General features: G+C 53.2%; 18 protein-coding genes. 12 read left to right on the top strand and 6 right to left on the bottom strand.

Annotation, left to right across the window (positions count from 1 at the left end):
* Positions 1–213 precede the first annotated feature (213 nt).
* Positions 214–1056: a formyltetrahydrofolate deformylase gene (gene purU / locus RRF55_RS18535; RefSeq protein WP_004151854.1), complete on the bottom strand. Its 843-nt coding sequence runs from the start codon at positions 1054–1056 to the stop codon at positions 214–216.
* A 42-nt stretch (positions 1057–1098) separates the two neighbouring features.
* Entirely contained in the window at positions 1099–1557 is a 459-nt protein-coding gene (locus RRF55_RS18530; RefSeq protein ID WP_002910109.1) for a YchJ family protein, read from the bottom strand.
* 112 nt (positions 1558–1669) lie between these two features.
* On the opposite strand from RRF55_RS18530, the gene rssA reads away from it, so the two are divergent.
* The 3 genes from rssA to galU all read left to right on the top strand — a co-directional run bounded on the left by rssA (position 1670) and on the right by galU (position 4775).
* Positions 1670–2572 carry a patatin-like phospholipase RssA gene (rssA, locus tag RRF55_RS18525; RefSeq protein ID WP_002910108.1) on the top strand — a complete coding sequence of 301 codons (903 nt, stop codon included), beginning with the start codon at positions 1670–1672 and terminating at the stop codon, positions 2570–2572.
* A gap of 89 nt (positions 2573–2661) precedes the next feature.
* On the top strand, positions 2662–3675 hold the full coding sequence (gene rssB / locus RRF55_RS18520) for a two-component system response regulator RssB (protein WP_004175574.1): 1014 nt from the start codon (positions 2662–2664) through the stop codon (positions 3673–3675).
* A gap of 197 nt (positions 3676–3872) precedes the next feature.
* Positions 3873–4775 carry a UTP--glucose-1-phosphate uridylyltransferase GalU gene (gene galU, locus RRF55_RS18515; RefSeq protein WP_021313027.1) on the top strand — a complete coding sequence of 301 codons (903 nt, stop codon included), beginning with the start codon at positions 3873–3875 and terminating at the stop codon, positions 4773–4775.
* A 120-nt stretch (positions 4776–4895) separates the two neighbouring features.
* On the opposite strand, the gene hns is transcribed toward galU, so the two are convergent.
* Positions 4896–5303: a histone-like nucleoid-structuring protein H-NS gene (hns, locus tag RRF55_RS18510; RefSeq protein ID WP_002910103.1), complete on the bottom strand. Its 408-nt coding sequence runs from the start codon at positions 5301–5303 to the stop codon at positions 4896–4898.
* Between the two features lie 422 nt (positions 5304–5725).
* Positions 5726–5857 carry a hypothetical protein gene (locus tag RRF55_RS18505; RefSeq protein WP_004145401.1) on the bottom strand — a complete coding sequence of 44 codons (132 nt, stop codon included), beginning with the start codon at positions 5855–5857 and terminating at the stop codon, positions 5726–5728.
* Between the two features lie 7 nt (positions 5858–5864).
* Here RRF55_RS18505 and tdk point away from each other — a divergent pair, with 7 nt between their 5' ends.
* Complete coding sequence (tdk, locus tag RRF55_RS18500; protein WP_002910100.1) at positions 5865–6482, top strand: thymidine kinase; 618 nt, start codon at positions 5865–5867, stop codon at positions 6480–6482.
* A 147-nt stretch (positions 6483–6629) separates the two neighbouring features.
* Here the strand turns inward: tdk and adhE are convergent, their stop codons facing one another.
* Positions 6630–9305: a bifunctional acetaldehyde-CoA/alcohol dehydrogenase gene (adhE, locus tag RRF55_RS18495; protein WP_439419153.1), complete on the bottom strand. Its 2676-nt coding sequence runs from the start codon at positions 9303–9305 to the stop codon at positions 6630–6632.
* Between the two features lie 77 nt (positions 9306–9382).
* Between adhE and RRF55_RS18490 the strand changes: the two genes are divergently transcribed.
* From RRF55_RS18490 to RRF55_RS18455, 8 genes are all read left to right on the top strand, one after another.
* Entirely contained in the window at positions 9383–9568 is a 186-nt protein-coding gene (locus RRF55_RS18490) for a hypothetical protein (RefSeq protein ID WP_032103886.1), read from the top strand.
* 213 nt (positions 9569–9781) lie between these two features.
* Positions 9782–10429, top strand: coding sequence for a YchE family NAAT transporter (locus tag RRF55_RS18485; RefSeq protein ID WP_002910095.1), 648 nt, complete (start codon positions 9782–9784; stop codon positions 10427–10429).
* A 737-nt stretch (positions 10430–11166) separates the two neighbouring features.
* A complete protein-coding gene (gene oppA, locus RRF55_RS18480; RefSeq protein ID WP_004148754.1) occupies positions 11167–12801 on the top strand; it encodes an oligopeptide ABC transporter substrate-binding protein OppA in 1635 nt (544 codons plus the stop codon).
* Between the two features lie 85 nt (positions 12802–12886).
* On the top strand, positions 12887–13807 hold the full coding sequence (gene oppB / locus RRF55_RS18475) for an oligopeptide ABC transporter permease OppB (RefSeq protein WP_002910089.1): 921 nt from the start codon (positions 12887–12889) through the stop codon (positions 13805–13807).
* A gap of 14 nt (positions 13808–13821) precedes the next feature.
* A complete protein-coding gene (oppC, locus tag RRF55_RS18470) occupies positions 13822–14730 on the top strand; it encodes an oligopeptide ABC transporter permease OppC (RefSeq protein ID WP_004145396.1) in 909 nt (302 codons plus the stop codon).
* Positions 14731–14741: 11 nt separating this feature from the next.
* A complete protein-coding gene (locus RRF55_RS18465; RefSeq protein ID WP_004151853.1) occupies positions 14742–15755 on the top strand; it encodes an ABC transporter ATP-binding protein in 1014 nt (337 codons plus the stop codon).
* Positions 15752–16756, top strand: coding sequence for a murein tripeptide/oligopeptide ABC transporter ATP-binding protein OppF (gene oppF / locus RRF55_RS18460; protein ID WP_002910083.1), 1005 nt, complete (start codon positions 15752–15754; stop codon positions 16754–16756). The genes RRF55_RS18465 and oppF overlap by 4 nt, the downstream gene beginning before the upstream one ends.
* A gap of 54 nt (positions 16757–16810) precedes the next feature.
* Positions 16811–17638, top strand: coding sequence for an ion transporter (locus tag RRF55_RS18455; protein ID WP_002910080.1), 828 nt, complete (start codon positions 16811–16813; stop codon positions 17636–17638).
* 62 nt (positions 17639–17700) lie between these two features.
* Here the strand turns inward: RRF55_RS18455 and RRF55_RS18450 are convergent, their stop codons facing one another.
* Positions 17701–18030 carry an HI1450 family dsDNA-mimic protein gene (locus tag RRF55_RS18450; RefSeq protein WP_002910079.1) on the bottom strand — a complete coding sequence of 110 codons (330 nt, stop codon included), beginning with the start codon at positions 18028–18030 and terminating at the stop codon, positions 17701–17703.
* Between the last annotated feature and the right edge of the window lie 9 nt (positions 18031–18039).

The following is an 18039-nucleotide window of genomic DNA, read 5'->3' as shown; positions in this document are numbered from 1 at the left end:
GTCGATGACGGCAGATTTACAGTCTGCTCCCTTTGGCCGCTCGGGAACCCCACCACGGGGTAATGCTTGGTACTGGCCTGCTTCCTTCTCGGGAAGCGGGGCGCATCATACCAAATGATGCGCCCCTGTAAAGCATTCGTTTGACAAAAATAAACTGGTTGCCTGATTTTTACGCGTAACGCCGTAAAGCTAACCAATTCATTTCTCAGTCGATTAAAGAATAATCGTCCGGTTACCGTAAACGAAGACGCGCTGCGCCAGTACCTGATACAGCGCCCGGCTCAAGACGTTTTTTTCAACATCGCGCCCAGCGCGCATCATATCTTCTGCGGTATAAGTATGATCGACGTGAATCACGTCCTGCATGATGATCGGGCCTTCATCCAGATTGTCATTCACGTAGTGGGCGGTAGCGCCAATGATTTTCACGCCGCGCTCATAGGCCTGATGATAGGGACGGGCGCCGATAAACGCCGGCAAAAACGAATGGTGGATATTGATGATTTTGTTCGGGAAGCGGGCGACAAATTCTGGCGTCAGGACGCGCATATACTTGGCCAGCACCACGTAATCCGGTTCGTGGGCGGCGATAGCATCGCCCATCCGCTGATCGTGTTCTTCGCGGCTCAGTCCTTCATGGCTGACCAGCTCAAACGGAATACCAAAGCGCTCCACCAACGAGCGCAGGGTGTCATGGTTGCCGATAACCGCGGCAATATCGACATCCAGCCCGCCGTAGTTGGCTTTCATCAGCAGATCGCCCAGACAGTGCGCCTCTTTCGTCACCAGAATCACCACCCGGCGACGGCCTGCCGGATTCAGTTCGCGGATGGAGCCTTCAGGCAGGGCGCTGTCGAGATCGGCCAGCAGAGTAGCGTCGTTAAAAATGCCTTCCAGTTCGGTGCGCATAAAGAAACGACCGGTACGGTGGTCAACAAACTCATTGTTCTGCACAATGTTGAGTTCATGCTTGTAGCAGATATTGGTGATACGCGCGATGAGGCCTTTCTGATCAGGGCAAATAGTGCGTAGTACTTTACGTTGTAATGAATGCATCGCGAGGAAAATCCTGTAATGTTTGCAAGCGCTGCGCCAGCGTTACTGGCCGCAGCATTTTTTAAATTTTTTACCTGAGCCGCAGGGGCAGGGGTCGTTACGGCCAATCAGCGGTCGTGTCCCGTCGATATAGTACCACTGTCCATTTTCTTTTAAGAATCTGGAACGTTCAATAATGGCGCCAGGGCGGTTATTGTCATTAAAGCGGGCGACAAAGCTGACAAAACCTTCATTTGGAGCTCGCCCCTCATCACTGGCGAACAGGGTTAAGCCCAGCCATTCGGTCTGGGAAAACCCTTTCTCCAGCTCGGCGCGAAATTGCTGCGCCTGACAGGACGGGTGCCAGGTTTTGATTAGATAGTCAGCGTCTTTCATGACGAACGCGCTATAACGGGAGCGCATAAGCTGTGACGGGCCCGGCGCAAGCTCAGCGCCGGACAGATATCGCTGGCAACATGAGCTATACTCCAGTGCGCTGCCACAGGGGCATAATTGCGACAAAACTGCCTCCATGGAAGAAAGAGTAACGGCGCTTCTACGCCAAAGGGCATTATGTTAACTGAGCCGTGACAATGTTGCCACGCTCAGAGTGGAAGGATAGTTATTAGTACTAATGAGAAAGCTTAAAATTGGTCTGGCGCTAGGTGCGGGAGCAGCTCGCGGATGGTCGCACATTGGCGTCATCAACGCCCTCCAGCGGGCCGGTATTGAGATTGATATCGTAGCCGGTTGTTCTATCGGTTCGCTGGTAGGGGCGGCGTATGCCTGTAACCGACTCCCGGCACTCGAATCATGGGTCTGCTCATTCAGCAACTGGGATGTCCTGAAGCTGATGGATCTCTCCTGGCGCAGGGGGGGACTGCTGCGGGGGGAAAAGGTATTCAATCATTACCGCCGCATTATGCCCGTCACCGAGATTGAACGCTGCGAGCGCCGGTTTGCTGCTGTTGCCACCAATTTAAGCACCGGTAGGGAGCTGTGGTTTACCGAAGGCGATCTACATTTAGCCATTCGCGCCTCCTGCAGTATGCCGGGGTTAATGTCGCCAGTAAGGCATAATGGTTACTGGCTGGTCGATGGCGCGGTGGTCAATCCGGTTCCTGTGTCGCTCACCCGGGCAATGGGAGCGGATATTGTGATTGCCGTCGACCTGCAACATGATGCCCATCTTATGCAGCAGGATTTGTTCTCCCTTGAAACGCCGCGGCAGGAAGCGGAAGAGAAGGAGGGGCCATGGCATACTCGTCTGCGCGCGCGCTTGACGCGAATGAGTTCCCGCCGTACGGCCGTGACGCCGACGGCGATGGAGATCATGACCACATCTATCCAGGTACTGGAAAACCGTCTTAAACGCAATCGTATGGCGGGTGACCCGCCGGATATCCTGTTGCAGCCATACTGTCCGCAAGTTTCGACGCTTGATTTTCATCGCGCCGGAGAGGCGATTGCCGCGGGGCAACTGGCGGTAGAAAAGAAAATGGATGAATTATTACCATTAGTGCGTACAGCCGTTTGACGTACGAGTTACTGACTTAAGCAAATTCTGACAGGCGATAGTGAGAATAGCGTGCCACTATTGAATTATCGTCAGCCAGGGGAGATATCATGACGCAGCCATTGGCGGGAAAACAGATTCTGATAGTTGAAGACGAACCCGTTTTCCGCTCACTCTTGCATGGATGGCTGACCTCGCTGGGAGCAACAACCTTCCAGGCGGAAGATGGCAAGGATGCCCTGCATAAAATGACGGAGGTGCATCCGGACCTGATGATTTGCGACATTTCTATGCCGAGAATGAACGGTCTGGAGCTGGTGGAAACGCTGCGTAACCGCGGCGAACAGTTACCGATCCTGATGATCTCCGCCACCGAAAACATGGCAGATATAGCTAAAGCGTTGCGACTTGGCGTCCAGGACGTGCTGTTAAAGCCAGTAAAAGATTTCGATCGCCTGCGCGAGACCGTTTACGCCTGTCTCTATCCCGCGATGTTCAGTTCGCGCGTGGAAGAGGAAGAGCGTTTATTTGAGGACTGGGATGCGCTGGTCAGTAATCCCATCGCCGCTTCAAGACTATTGCAGGAATTACAGCCGCCGGTGCAACAGGAAATGTCGCACTGCCGCGTTCATTATCGACAACTGGTGTCGGCAGACAAGCCCGGTCTGGTACTCGATATCGCGCCGCTTTCGGAAAATGATTTGGCTTTCTATTGTCTGGATGTCACACGCGCAGGCGATAATGGCGTGTTGGCAGCATTATTGCTGCGCGCGTTGTTTAATGGTCTGCTGCAGGAGCAACTGGCGCACCAGGGACAACGGCTACCAGAAATGGGAAGTTTGTTAAAACAGGTGAATCAACTGCTGCGTCAGGCAAATCTTCCGGGCCAGTTCCCTCTGTTAGTAGGGTATTACCACAGCGGGCTGAAAAATTTAATTCTGGTGTCAGCGGGACTTAATGGCACGCTGAATACGGGGGAGCATCAAATTCAGATTAGTAATGGCGTTCCTTTGGGGACGCTGGGTGATGCTTATCTTAACCAAATTAGCCAACGCTGCACCTCGTGGCAGTGCCAAATTTGGGGGGCTGGCGGTCGTTTACGCTTAATGTTGTCTGCGGAATGAGCAATTGCGTTTATATCTAAGCAGACGGGATTACCTCTTGCCCTTTAGCGGTGGTAACATCGAGCAGTTTTATGCGTAAAAGTCCTAATTCGAGGCTATCGGCAGCTTTTCAGACCAGTAAATACGCGGTTGACTGATATACTCGACACGTTATTTGTAACGAGAAGTTTAAAAAACAAACAGTCCAGGAGATTTCAATGGCTGCCTTTAATTCTAAAGTCAGAAAAGCGGTTATCCCGGTTGCGGGATTAGGCACCAGGATGCTGCCGGCCACCAAAGCGATTCCAAAAGAAATGCTGCCGCTGGTAGATAAGCCGTTAATTCAGTACGTTGTTAATGAATGTATCGCTGCAGGAATTACTGAAATTGTTCTGGTAACGCACTCGTCGAAAAACTCTATCGAAAACCATTTCGATACCAGTTTTGAGCTGGAAGCGATGCTGGAAAAACGTGTAAAACGCCAGCTGCTGGAAGAAGTGCAGTCTATTTGCCCGCCGCACGTGACTATTATGCAAGTTCGTCAGGGCCTGGCGAAAGGTCTGGGTCACGCGGTGCTGTGCGCCCATCCGGTAGTGGGAGATGAGCCGGTCGCGGTTATTCTGCCAGACGTTATTCTGGATGAATATGAATCCGATCTGAGCCGCGATAACCTCGCTGAGATGATCTCTCGCTTCGATGAGACTGGCGCCAGCCAGATTATGGTTGAACCTGTCGAAGACGTAACCGCTTATGGCGTGGTTGACTGCAAAGGCGAATCCCTGAAGCCGGGCGAAAGCGTACCGATGGTGGGCGTGGTTGAGAAGCCAAAAGCTGACGTTGCGCCGTCCAACCTGGCGGTGGTGGGGCGTTATGTCCTCAGCGCCGATATCTGGCCGCTGCTGGCGAAAACCCCTCCGGGCGCTGGTGATGAAATTCAGCTGACTGACGCCATTGATATGCTGATCGAGAAAGAAACGGTTGAAGCTTATCATATGAAAGGCAAGAGCCATGACTGCGGTAATAAGCTTGGCTACATGCAGGCGTTTGTCGAATATGGTATTCGTCACAAAACGCTGGGCGACGATTTTAAAGCCTGGCTGGAAACGGCGGTAGCGAAGTAATCCGCCGCGCGGTTGAAAGCACAAACCGGGAGCGCATCTGCGACTCCCGGTTTTTTATATCGGCCCTGAGGGCAAAAAAAATCCCGCCGCAGCGGGATTTTTTATAGCGATCAACGGAGATTAGATCAGGAAATCGTCCAGTGATTTACCTTGCTCATCCATTGCTTTTTTGATCACAGCCGGGGTACGGCCCTGACCGGTCCAGGTTTTGGTTTCACCATTTTCGTCAACATAGCTATATTTAGCCGGACGTGCAGCACGCTTGGTTTTGGTACCGGCTTTAACGGCAGCCATGGTGCTCAGCAGTTCATTCGGATCAATACCGTCAGCAATCAGCATTTCACGGTATTGCTGCAGCTTACGCGTACGCTCTTCAATTTCTGCCGCGGCAGCGTTTTCTTCTTCACGGCGCTCGTTAACGACGACTTCTAATTTTTCCAGCATTTCTTCGAGCGTTTCTAGGGTGCATTCTCTTGCCTGCGCACGAAGAGTACGGATGTTGTTCAAAATTTTAAGTGCTTCGCTCATTGTAGTAATCTCAAACTTATATTGTGGGGTGGTTTGTTGAACTAATAATAGAGCGATAAAATGCGTTGTGCAATAGGGGGGAATGTAAGGAATTCAAAATTACTGGTTATTTGTCGCGAGAATTAATTAATTTAAGTTAAAATTCCCGTGCCGCTTCACATCTTTCATCGCTTATAGCGATGAGGCGAAGGCAAGCTAAAACATTGAGACGGTATGCTTTTTGAGAGGTTCAGTGAGAGAAATGATCCTTTACATGGGTAAATAACCCTCGTCAGTATTAGCGCATTTTTGGTTACAAGGCTTAATATAAAACAACCGGCAGCCCTGCTTATAGCCCCTGGGCAACCGGTCTATAAGCACGAAAAGACAATGGTTACCGCGCCAGTAGCGTAACGGGGCGTACAAATAGTGGCCCTGTAAATTCAATTCATCTTCTTAATCCTTTCGGTTTGCAGGCCCTTCAGCTTCGCGACAATACCCCTGCTGAAAGCGCGGCTGTGCGCATAAAATATGGTACAATCGTCGCCGCGATAAAACACTTTGATTGGGGTCACGCAGCCGATGGCACAACTTTATTTCTACTACTCTGCAATGAATGCAGGTAAGTCGACCGCTCTGTTGCAATCTTCGTACAATTACCAGGAGCGGGGGATGCGTACCGTCGTTTATACCGCTGAGATTGATGACCGCTTTGGCGCCGGAAAAGTCAGTTCACGTATCGGGCTCTCCTCGCCGGCCCGATTGTATAATCCACAGACCTCGTTATTTGACGATATTGCGGCGGAGCACCAGCTAAAGCCGATTCACTGCGTGCTGGTGGATGAAAGCCAGTTTCTGACGCGTGAACAGGTTCATGAGCTGTCCGAAGTTGTCGATACGCTGGATATTCCGGTGCTTTGCTATGGGTTGCGGACGGACTTTCGCGGTGAGCTCTTTACCGGCAGCCAGTATTTACTGGCCTGGTCAGATAAGCTGGTTGAGCTGAAAACGATCTGCTTCTGCGGCCGCAAGGCCAGCATGGTATTGCGCCTCGATCAGGAGGGGCGTCCTTATAATGAGGGTGAGCAGGTCGTCATCGGCGGTAATGAGCGGTACGTATCGGTCTGCCGTAAGCATTATAAAGAGGCGCTGAGCGTCGGTTCGTTAACCAAGGTACAAAACCAGCACCGTCCCTGCTGATACCCTCAGAAGCTCGTACAGGCGCCTGTGGGCGCCTTTTTAATGTCTGCTATAGGTTGGCGTAGCTGGCGATAAAGAATGGCTGATAGCGGGGATAAAAAAAGCCCCGTCAGGTGACGGGGCTTGTCGCGATGCTATCGCTGTTGGTTAAGCGGATTTTTTCGCTTTTTTCTCAGCCTTTACCGGGGCAACTTCGGCTTTCGCACCGGCTTCGCCTTCGACGAATTCGCGGCCGTAGTAGGTATCCAGCAGGATCTGTTTCAGTTCGGAGATCAGCGGGTAGCGCGGGTTAGCGCCGGTGCACTGGTCATCGAATGCATCTTCAGACAGTTTATCAACCTGGGCCAGGAAGTCAGCTTCCTGAACGCCAGCTTCGCGGATAGATTTCGGAATACCCAGCTCAGCTTTAATGCTTTCCAGCCATGCCAGCAGTTTCTCGATTTTCGCTGCGGTGCGGTCGCCTGGTGCGGAGAGGCCCAGGTGATCGGCGATTTCAGCGTAACGACGACGAGCCTGCGGACGGTCGTACTGGCTGAACGCGGTCTGCTTGGTCGGGTTGTCATTCGCGTTATAGCGGATAACGTTGCAGATCAGCAGGGCGTTGGCCAGACCGTGCGGAATATGGAACTGGGAGCCCAGTTTGTGCGCCATCGAGTGACACACGCCGAGGAAGGCGTTAGCGAACGCGATACCGGCGATAGTCGCGGCACTGTGTACGCGCTCACGGGCAACCGGGTTCTTGGAACCTTCGTGATAGGAAGCCGGCAGATACTCTTTCAGCAGTTTCAGCGCCTGCAGCGCCTGACCGTCAGAGAACTCAGAAGCCAGTACGGAAACGTAAGCTTCCAGGGCGTGAGTCACCGCATCCAGACCACCGAACGCACACAGCGATTTCGGCATATCCATCACCAGGTTGGCATCGACAATGGCCATATCCGGGGTCAGCGCGTAGTCTGCCAGCGGGTATTTCTGACCGGTCGCGTCATCGGTCACCACGGCGAACGGCGTAACTTCAGAACCGGTACCGGAAGTGGTAGTGATCGCCACCATCTTGGCTTTGACGCCCATTTTCGGGAACTTGTAGATACGTTTACGGATATCCATAAAGCGCAGCGCCAGTTCTTCGAAGTGGGTTTCCGGATGTTCGTACATGACCCACATGATTTTCGCCGCATCCATCGGGGAACCGCCGCCCAGGGCGATGATCACGTCTGGTTTAAAGGAGTTCGCCAGGTCGGCACCTTTACGTACGATGGTCAGCGTCGGGTCAGCTTCAACTTCGAAGAAGACTTCCGTCTCAACACCCGCAGCTTTCAGTACGGAAGTGATCTGATCGGCATAGCCGTTGTTGAACAGGAAGCGGTCAGTCACGATCAGCGCGCGTTTGTGACCATCGGTAATCACTTCATCCAGTGCGATTGGCAGGGAGCCACGACGGAAGTAGATAGATTTCGGAAGTTTGTGCCACAACATGTTTTCAGCTCGCTTAGCAACGGTTTTCTTGTTGATCAGGTGTTTCGGACCAACGTTTTCAGAGATGGAGTTACCACCCCAGGAACCACAACCCAGAGTCAGGGAAGGCGCGAGTTTGAAGTTGTACAGGTCACCGATACCACCCTGAGAAGCCGGGGTGTTGATCAGGATACGCGCGGTTTTCATCATTTGGCCGAAGTAAGCCACGCGAGCCGGCTGGTTGTCCTGGTCGGTGTACAGGCAAGAGGTGTGACCGATACCGCCCATGGCGACCAGTTTTTCTGCTTTGGCTACCGCGTCTTCGAAATCTTTTGCACGGTACATAGCCAGCGTCGGAGACAGTTTTTCGTGAGCAAACGGCTCGCTCTCGTCAACGTTGGTCACTTCACCAATCAGAATTTTGGTGGTGGCCGGCACGGTGAAGCCTGCCAGTTCAGCGATTTTGGCCGCTGGCTGACCAACGATAGCCGCGTTCAGCGCGCCATTTTTCAGGATAATGTCCTGAACGGCTTTCAGCTCTTTACCCTGCAGCAGGTAGCCGCCGTGGCTGGCGAAACGTTCGCGAACCGCGTCATAGACTGAATCAACCACCACAACGGACTGCTCAGAAGCACAGATCACGCCGTTATCGAAGGTTTTAGACATCAGTACGGACGCTATGGCACGTTTGATGTCGGCGGTTTCATCAATGACTACCGGGGTGTTACCGGCGCCGACGCCGATAGCAGGTTTACCGGAGCTGTATGCTGCTTTCACCATGCCTGGACCACCGGTCGCCAGGATCAGGTTGATGTCCGGGTGATGCATAAGCGCGTTAGACAGTTCTACAGACGGCTGATCGATCCAGCCAATCAGGTCCTTCGGCGCGCCGGCCGCGATGGCAGCCTGCAGCACGATATCAGCCGCTTTGTTGGTGGCTTCTTTTGCACGCGGGTGCGGAGAGAAAATGATGGCGTTACGCGTTTTCAGACTGATGAGCGATTTGAAAATGGCTGTTGAAGTCGGGTTAGTGGTCGGTACGATACCGCAGATAATGCCGATAGGCTCAGCAATAGTGATGGTGCCAAAGGTGTCGTCTTCTGACAGAACGCCACAGGTTTTTTCGTCTTTATAAGCGTTGTAAATGTATTCGGAAGCAAAGTGGTTTTTGATCACTTTGTCTTCAACGATGCCCATGCCGGATTCGGCTACGGCCATTTTGGCGAGAGGGATTCGAGCATCTGCAGCGGCCAGAGCGGCGGCGCGGAAGATTTTGTCGACTTGTTCTTGAGTGAAACTGGCATATTCACGCTGGGCTTTCTTGACACGCTCAACAAGCGCGTTCAGTTCAGCGATATTAGTAACAGCCATAATGCTCTCCTGATAATGTTAAACTTTTTTAGTAAATCAGTCGCTCGATTCGACATTATAGACAGGCCGTTAACAGCTTGCATGTAAATGTTTATGTAGAAAAATCAGGGCGCTGTTTCACCGATTTACTAAAAAAGCTTTATCTCTTTCGCTTTCAGGTACTGCTGCCTTCCACTCTGTTGGTGTCATCAAGATTACTCACTTCTGAGTACAAATTACGTGATTTAGATCAAGTATTGTCGCTGCTGATACCTTTCAGCTGACTGCTTTTTGACCGGTTCGATCAAGTGTGATGGGAGGGTTTTGAAATTAAAAAAACGATTAGCATTAAATATACAAATGGCTAACATTCGATACATATCACCGGGTTATGCATATTTATAATGAATATTGCAGGTAAAAAGCGTATGTTTCGCGCAGTTATTTTATGCTGTTAACAGTCAACCGCCAATTTTGATGATGCTGCGGAGCCCAATGTGACTCAATCACTGTTCGATTTTTCTGCATATTTCAAGTTTTTCATCGGCTTATTTGCCCTGGTTAACCCGGTTGGCATTATTCCGGTATTCATCAGTATGACCAGCTATCAGCCGGCTGCGGTGCGTAATAAGACCAACCTCACCGCCAACCTGTCGGTGGCGATCATCCTCCTGACGTCGCTGTTCCTCGGCGATGGCATTCTGCAGATTTTCGGTATCTCCATTGACTCCTTCCGTATCGCCGGCGGCATCCTGGTGGTGACCATCGCGATGTCGATGATCAGCGGTAAGCTCGGCGAAGATAAGCAGAACAAGCAGGAAAAGTCGGAGACGGCGGTCCGGGAGAGCATCGGCGTCGTTCCTCTCGCGCTACCATTAATGGCCGGGCCAGGGGCAATCAGTTCAACTATCGTCTGGGGGACCCGGTACCACTCCTGGGTGCATCTGGTCGGGTTCTCACTGGCGATAGCGGTATTTGCCCTCTGCTGCTGGGGGATTTTCCGTATGGCGCCGTGGCTGGTCCGTTTGCTGGGGCAGACGGGAATCAACGTCATCACCCGTATTATGGGCCTGTTGCTGATGGCCCTCGGCATTGAGTTTATTGTGACCGGGATTAAAGCGCTTTTCCCAGGGCTGCTGAGTTAGTTCGTCGCCAGCAGGCGGGGAGTCTCGCTTCACGCCTGCGCGATTATTAGCAAAACCTATTAGCCAGCGCGGAGCTGGCGGTAGGGATAATATTTTGCGATATCGCTATTAATTTCATGTTTTTCATTAAGATATGAAATATTTCTCTTAACATTCTCCTCACGCCTCCCCCTCCTGTGATGTTATTTTCTTCACATCATTCTCTGGTACTTGCTGTCGGATCATCGAAATGATATTAGTAATTTTAACAAGGCGGCAGATGAATGTGCTAAAAAGTAATCTATTGTTAATTTTTTGTACAAAAAACCATCTTGCGGTCGCTGCTCAGTATGCCGGCTGATGAAATTAACGTAATTGACTGATAAATAACGATATTTTTACATCGATGTTTTATGGCAAACGCCTGTCACGCTGGCAAAACCGGCAATAAAAGAGAATTCGGTAACATATTTGCAAATTGCATTGGCGGAGGTGTTTACCTTTTGGTACTTTCCGCCGTTATCGTCTGCTGAATTATGTGCGCAAATGAGAATTATTTTTAATTAACTCATTTCGCCAGAACGACCCTCCAGCGAGGGCAACGAATCGACGTTAAGACTGCCGTTCGAGCGGTCGTAATAAATAAGTCGGTGATAGCAATCTGCCAATCGCAAACTCCTGCGTTGGACAGAACCCGAAAACGGGAAAAACAGGCTGGTTAAAAAACCAGTAATTATAATGACTGGAGTTACAACACAATGACCATCATCACTAAAAAGCGTTTAATCGCCGCGGGAGTGCTATCCGCACTGATCGCCGGCAATATGGCAATGGCAGCGGATGTCCCGGCTGGAGTGCAGCTGGCAGAGAAGCAAACCCTGGTACGTAATAGCGGCGCCGAGCCGCAATCGCTGGACCCAAATAAAATCGAAGGGGTGCCAGAGGCCAATATTAGCCGCGACCTGTTCGAAGGTTTGCTGAATACTTCGCCGAAAGATGGCCACCCGATCCCTGGCGTGGCGGAGAGCTGGGATAATAAAGATTTTAAAGTCTGGACCTTCCATCTGCGTAAAGATGCAAAATGGTCTAACGGCGAGCCGGTTACCGCCCAGGACTTCGTATACAGCTGGCAGCGTCTGGTGGATCCGAAAACAGCTTCTCCTTATGCCAGCTATCCGCAATATGGTCATATCGTTAACGTCGACGAAATCATTGACGGCAAGAAAGCGCCGAGCGAGCTGGGCGTAAAAGCCATTGACGACCACACGCTGGAAGTCACCCTCAGCGAACCGGTACCCTATTTTTATAAACTGCTGGTTAACCCGGCGATGTCTCCCGTCTACAAACCGGCCATCGAAAAATTTGGCGAAAAGTGGACGCAGCCTGGCAATATCGTTACCAACGGCGCGTATACTCTGAAAGACTGGGTGGTCAACGAGCGGATCGTGATGGAGCGTAACCCGCACTATTGGGATAATGCTAAAACCGTCATTAACACCGTTACCTGGCTGCCGACCTCTTCCGAAGTGACCTATGTTAACCGCTACCGCAGCGGTGAACTGGACATGACTTATAACCAGCTGCCGATCGAACTCTTCCAGAAGCTGAAAAAAGAGATCCCCAACGAGCTGCACGTTGACCCCTATCTGTGTACCTATTATTACGAAATCAACAACCAGAAGGCCCCGTTCACCGACGTGCGCGTGCGTACCGCGCTGAAGCTGGGTCTGGATCGCGATATTATTGCTAATAAGGTGAAAGGACAGGGCGATCTGCCGGCCTACGGCTACACCCCACCGTATACCGATGGCGCGAAGCTGAGCGAGCCGGAATGGTTTACCTGGTCGCAGGAAAAACGCAACGAAGAAGCGAAGAAACTGCTGGCCGAAGCCGGCTATAGCGCCGATAAACCGTTGACCTTCAACCTGCTGTATAACACCTCTGATTTGCACAAGAAGCTGGCGATTGCCGCCGCCTCGCTGTGGCGTAAAAACCTGGGCATTGACGTGAAGCTGGTCAACCAGGAGTGGAAAACGTTCCTCGATACCCGTCATCAGGGCACCTATGACGTGGCGCGTGCGGGCTGGTGCGCCGACTATAACGAGCCAACCTCTTTCCTGAACACCATGCTCTCTGACAGTTCAATGAACACCGCGCACTATAAGAGCCCGGCGTTCGACAAGATTATGGCTGAATCCGTAAAAGCATCCGATGAAGCGCAGCGCACGGCGGCCTATGCGAAAGCAGAGCAGCAGCTGGACAAAGACAGCGCGATCGTACCGGTCTATTACTACGTTAACGCCCGCCTGGTGAAACCGTGGGTCGGTGGCTATACCGGTAAAGACCCGATGGATAACGTCTATACCAAAGACCTCTACGTTATCAAACATTAATGGCAATACGTGGAGCGGGTCTCGGCTCGCTCCATCGTGTCTTATTTGAGAGCAGTGCAAAGGCACACGCCAGAAGGTACGGGCAATGTTAAAATTTATCTTACGTCGCTGTCTGGAAGCGATTCCGACGCTATTTATTCTTATCACCATCTCATTCTTCATGATGCGTCTGGCGCCGGGAAGTCCTTTTACCGGGGAACGCACGCTACCGCCGGAAGTCATGGCGAATATTGAAGCAAAATACCATTTAAACGACCCTATCATGACGCAGTACTTCAATTATCTGAAGCAGCTGGCGCATGGCGATTTTGGTCCCTCTTTTAAATACAAAGATTATTCCGTCAACGATCTGGTGGCCGCCAGCTTCCCGGTTTCAGCGAAACTGGGCTTCGCCGCCTTTTTACTGGCGGTGGTGATCGGCGTTGCCGCCGGGGTGATAGCCGCCCTGAAGCAAAATACCCGCTGGGACTACGCGGTGATGGGGGTAGCCATGACCGGCGTGGTTATTCCGAGCTTTGTGGTCGCGCCGCTGCTGGTGATGATCTTTGCCATTACCCTGCACTGGCTGCCGGGCGGCGGCTGGAACGGCGGGGCGCTGAAATTTATGATCCTGCCGATGGTGGCGCTTTCCCTGGCCTATATCGCCAGCATCGCGCGTATTACTCGCGGCTCAATGATTGAAGTGCTGCACTCTAACTTTATCCGCACCGCGCGGGCGAAGGGGCTGCCGATGCGTCGCATTATTCTGCGCCATGCGCTGAAGCCGGCGCTGCTGCCGGTGCTCTCCTATATGGGGCCAGCTTTCGTGGGCATCATCACCGGCTCAATGGTCATTGAAACCATTTACGGCCTGCCGGGGATCGGCCAGCTGTTCGTTAACGGGGCGCTTAACCGCGACTACTCGCTGGTGCTCAGCCTGACGATCCTCGTTGGCGCCCTGACTATCCTGTTCAACGCCATCGTTGACGTGCTGTACGCCGTTATCGATCCGAAGATTCGCTACTGAAGCCGGAGTTCGCCATGATGTTAAGTAAGAAAAATAGCGAGGCGCTGGAAAACTTCAGTGAGAAGCTGGAAGTGGAGGGGCGTAGCCTCTGGCAGGACGCGCGTCGCCGCTTTATGCATAACCGCGCCGCGGTGACCAGCCTGATTATGCTGGTGCTAATTGCGCTGTTCGTTACCTTCGCGCCGATGGTGTCGTCGTTCTCCTACTTCGATACCGACTGGGGCATGATGTCCAATGCCCCGGATATGGCCTCCGGCCACTACTTCGGAACCGACTCCTCCGGGCGCGATCTGCTGGTGCGCGTAGCGATCGGCGGGCGCATTTCGCTGATGGTCGGGGTGGCGGCGGCGCTGGTGGCGGTGATCCTCGGCACGCTGTACGGTTCGCTCTCCGGTTATCTCGGCGGCAAAGTGGATTCGGTGATGATGCGTCTGCTGGAGATCCTCAACTCCTTCCCGTTTATGTTCTTCGTCATCCTGCTGGTGACCTTTTTTGGTCAGAATATCCTGCTGATCTTTGTCGCCATCGGCATGGTGTCCTGGCTGGATATGGCGCGTATCGTGCGCGGGCAGACGCTGAGCCTGAAGCGCAAAGAGTTTATCGAAGCCGCGCAGGTCGGCGGGGTCTCGACGGCGAGCATCGTGCTGCGCCATATCGTCCCCAACGTGCTGGGGGTGGTGGTGGTGTATGCCTCGCTGCTGGTCCCCAGCATGATCCTCTTCGAATCCTTCCTCAGTTTCCTGGGACTGGGGACGCAGGAGCCGCTCAGCAGCTGGGGGGCATTGCTCAGCGATGGCGCCAACTCAATGGAAGTTTCGCCCTGGCTACTGTTGTTCCCGGCGGGTTTCCTGGTGGTGACCCTGTTCTGTTTCAACTTTATCGGCGATGGTCTGCGTGATGCCCTCGACCCGAAAGACCGCTAAGGAGCGCTGCCATGACCATGATTGAAACGGCAAAAGCGCCGCAAGCGCAGAGCCACAGCGGACTACTGCTGGACGTGAAAGATCTTCGCGTCACCTTTAAAACGCCGGATGGCGACGTCACCGCCGTCAATGATCTGAACTTCACCCTGCAGGCGGGCGAGACGCTCGGCATTGTGGGCGAATCCGGCTCCGGTAAATCGCAAACCGCCTTCGCCCTGATGGGACTGCTGGCGGCCAACGGTCGCATCGGGGGTTCCGCCACCTTTAACGGTCGGCAAATCCTCAATTTGCCCGAGCGTGAGCTGAACAAACTGCGCGCTGAACAAATCTCAATGATTTTCCAGGATCCGATGACCTCTCTTAACCCCTATATGCGGGTGGGCGAGCAGTTAATGGAAGTCCTGATGCTGCATAAAGGGCTGAGTAAAGCCGAAGCGTTTGAAGAGTCGGTGAAGATGCTCGACGCGGTAAAAATGCCGGAAGCGCGTAAGCGCATGAAAATGTTCCCGCACGAGTTCTCCGGGGGCATGCGTCAGCGCGTGATGATTGCCATGGCGCTGCTGTGCCGGCCCCGGCTGCTGATTGCGGATGAACCGACCACTGCCCTGGACGTTACCGTGCAGGCGCAGATCATGACGCTGTTGAATGAGCTTAAACGCGAATTCAACACGGCCATTATCATGATCACCCACGACCTTGGAGTGGTGGCAGGGATCTGCGATAAAGTGCTGGTGATGTACGCCGGGCGCACCATGGAGTACGGTCAGGCGCGCGATGTCTTCTATCAACCGTCGCACCCATACTCTATTGGGCTGTTGAATGCGGTTCCACGTCTGGATGCGGAAGGCGATGCGTTGTTGACCATTCCCGGCAACCCACCGAACCTGCTGCGATTGCCGAAAGGCTGTCCATTCCAGCCGCGCTGCCCGCATGCCATGGAGCAGTGCAGCAGCGCGCCGCCGCTGGAATCGTTCGCGCCAGGCCGCCTGCGCGCCTGCTTTAAACCGGTGGGGGATCTGCTATGAACGCCGTAACTGAACAACGAAAAGTCCTGCTCGAAATTGCCGACCTGAAGGTGCACTTCGATATCAAAGATGGCAAGCAGTGGTTCTGGCAGCCGTCGAAAACGCTGAAAGCGGTGGATGGCGTGACGCTGCGCCTTTACGAGGGGGAAACCCTCGGTGTGGTAGGGGAGTCGGGCTGCGGCAAATCGACCTTCGCCCGCGCCATTATTGGTCTGGTGAAAGCGACCGATGGCAAAGTGGCCTGGCTGGGTAAAGATCTGCTGGGCATGAAGCAGGAAGAGTGGCGCGACGTGCGCAGCGATATCCAGATGATCTTCCAGGATCCGCTGGCCTCGCTGAACCCGCGCATGACCATCGGAGAAATTATCGCCGAACCGCTGCGTACCTATCATCCGAAGATGCCCCGTCAGGAAGTGCGCGATCGCGTCAAAGCGATGATGATGAAAGTTGGATTGCTGCCCAACCTGATCAACCGCTATCCGCACGAGTTCTCCGGCGGACAGTGTCAGCGTATCGGCATCGCGCGGGCGCTGATCCTTGAGCCAAAGCTGATTATCTGCGATGAGCCGGTCTCCGCGCTTGACGTGTCGATTCAGGCGCAGGTCGTCAACCTGCTGCAGCAACTGCAGCGTGAGATGGGGCTATCGCTGATATTTATCGCTCACGATCTGGCGGTGGTTAAGCATATCTCCGATCGGGTTCTGGTAATGTATCTGGGCCATGCGGTGGAGCTGGGGACTTACGACGAGGTGTACCATAATCCGCTGCATCCCTATACCAAAGCGCTGATGTCGGCGGTGCCGATCCCCGATCCTGATCTCGAGAAAACGAAAACTATCCAACTGCTGGAAGGCGAATTACCCTCGCCGATTAATCCGCCCTCAGGCTGCGTATTCCGCACCCGCTGTCCGCTTGCCGGACCGGAGTGCGCCAAAACCCGCCCGGTGCTGGAAGGCAGTTTCCGCCATGCGGTTTCTTGCCTTAAGGTAGACCCGTTATAATCTCAGGGGCTGACGCAGGTCAGCCCTTTTTTTTGCGAGGTTAACGAAGTGGGTATGCTTTCTGCCGCTCGTCTGCGGCTTTATCATTTACTTTTCGATCAGAACCGACGTTCCGGCCGCCGCTTTGAAGGGCTGTGCGGACTTTTCGCCCTGCTCAGCGTACTGGTGATATTTATCGAGTCGGGACTGGGCACGCAATATCACCTGACATTAGATGAATGGCATATTTTCGTCTGGCTGGAGCTGCTGGTGACCGCGGTCTTTACCCTGGAATACCTGCTGCGTATCGCTACCTGGCCCAATCCGCTCCACTATATTTTCAGCTTTTGGGGGCTGATTGACCTGGCGACGATTTTACCGCTGTATGTGATGTGGCTATGGCCGGAAATTAGCCTCAATTATGTATTCGCCTGGCGGGCAATGCGGGCGATCCGCGCGCTGCGTATTCTCAAACTACTGCGCTTTATGCCTTCGCTCAACGTGTTCTGGCGAGCGATTGTCAGCGCGCGCCATCAGCTGATCCTGTTTTATTCGTTTATCGCCATTGTGATGGTGATTTTCGGCTCGTTAATGTATCTGATTGAGGGGCCGGAATACGGCTTTACCACGCTTAACGCCTCGGTCTATTGGGCCATCGTGACCATCACCACCGTCGGCTACGGAGACATCACGCCGCACACGCCGTTGGGTCGCATCCTGGCCTCCATTCTTATCCTGATCGGCTACTCCATTATTGCCATACCGACCGGACTTATCACCACGCATATGACCAGCGCCCTGAATCGTCGACGACAGCAGCGCCTGTGTCCGCAGTGTCAGCAGGGCGACCATGACGATAACGCCCGTTTCTGCCATGCCTGCGGTCATGCCTTGCCGAAGTAAGCTGGCGACATAAAAAAGCCTGCCGGGAGAACCGCGGCAGGCTTTTTACTGGATGTTAAAGGTTATTCACGCCACAGAATATGGCACAGCTTATGATCTTTCTCGCGGCACAGCAGAACGCGGGCGAAGATATCATTGATTTCCCCGCCGTCGGTATCCGCCAGACCAATCACCACTTCGGCGAAGAAATCCGGGTTGAGATCGTAATCCACATGCTCTTCCCAGTCTGCCGAAGGGTCGAACAGTTCGGCGCCGCCGCGCTCCTCAAACTGCAGGTTAAACAGAATGATGTCCGCCGGGTCGAGATTGTCGGCCGCCAGTTCGAGGAAGATATCGTAAGCCTGCTCGAGCGTTTCGTCTTCGGTCAGGCGGTTGTTTAAATCCATATCCATGATTGCTAC

This window comes from Klebsiella sp. K47 (assembly GCF_051858335.1).
GTDB lineage: Bacteria > Pseudomonadota > Gammaproteobacteria > Enterobacterales > Enterobacteriaceae > Klebsiella > Klebsiella pneumoniae.
The sequence above is the reverse complement of the archived record's forward strand: the minus strand, read 5'-3'. Positions and strand labels throughout refer to the sequence as shown.

Coding starts and splice junctions, on each gene's coding strand:
- rssB (WP_004175574.1), top strand. CDS start 2,662: ATGACGCAGCCATTGGCGGGAAAACAGATTCTGATAGTTGAAGACGAA.
- hns (WP_002910103.1), bottom strand. CDS start 5,303: ATGAGCGAAGCACTTAAAATTTTGAACAACATCCGTACTCTTCGTGCG.
- adhE (WP_439419153.1), bottom strand. CDS start 9,305: ATGGCTGTTACTAATATCGCTGAACTGAACGCGCTTGTTGAGCGTGTC.
- RRF55_RS18455 (WP_002910080.1), top strand. CDS start 16,811: ATGCTTTCTGCCGCTCGTCTGCGGCTTTATCATTTACTTTTCGATCAG.
- purU (WP_004151854.1), bottom strand. CDS start 1,056: ATGCATTCATTACAACGTAAAGTACTACGCACTATTTGCCCTGATCAG.
- oppC (WP_004145396.1), top strand. CDS start 13,822: ATGATGTTAAGTAAGAAAAATAGCGAGGCGCTGGAAAACTTCAGTGAG.
- oppF (WP_002910083.1), top strand. CDS start 15,752: ATGAACGCCGTAACTGAACAACGAAAAGTCCTGCTCGAAATTGCCGAC.
- oppA (WP_004148754.1), top strand. CDS start 11,167: ATGACCATCATCACTAAAAAGCGTTTAATCGCCGCGGGAGTGCTATCC.
- rssA (WP_002910108.1), top strand. CDS start 1,670: ATGAGAAAGCTTAAAATTGGTCTGGCGCTAGGTGCGGGAGCAGCTCGC.
- oppB (WP_002910089.1), top strand. CDS start 12,887: ATGTTAAAATTTATCTTACGTCGCTGTCTGGAAGCGATTCCGACGCTA.
- galU (WP_021313027.1), top strand. CDS start 3,873: ATGGCTGCCTTTAATTCTAAAGTCAGAAAAGCGGTTATCCCGGTTGCG.
- tdk (WP_002910100.1), top strand. CDS start 5,865: ATGGCACAACTTTATTTCTACTACTCTGCAATGAATGCAGGTAAGTCG.
- RRF55_RS18465 (WP_004151853.1), top strand. CDS start 14,742: ATGACCATGATTGAAACGGCAAAAGCGCCGCAAGCGCAGAGCCACAGC.
- RRF55_RS18450 (WP_002910079.1), bottom strand. CDS start 18,030: ATGGATATGGATTTAAACAACCGCCTGACCGAAGACGAAACGCTCGAG.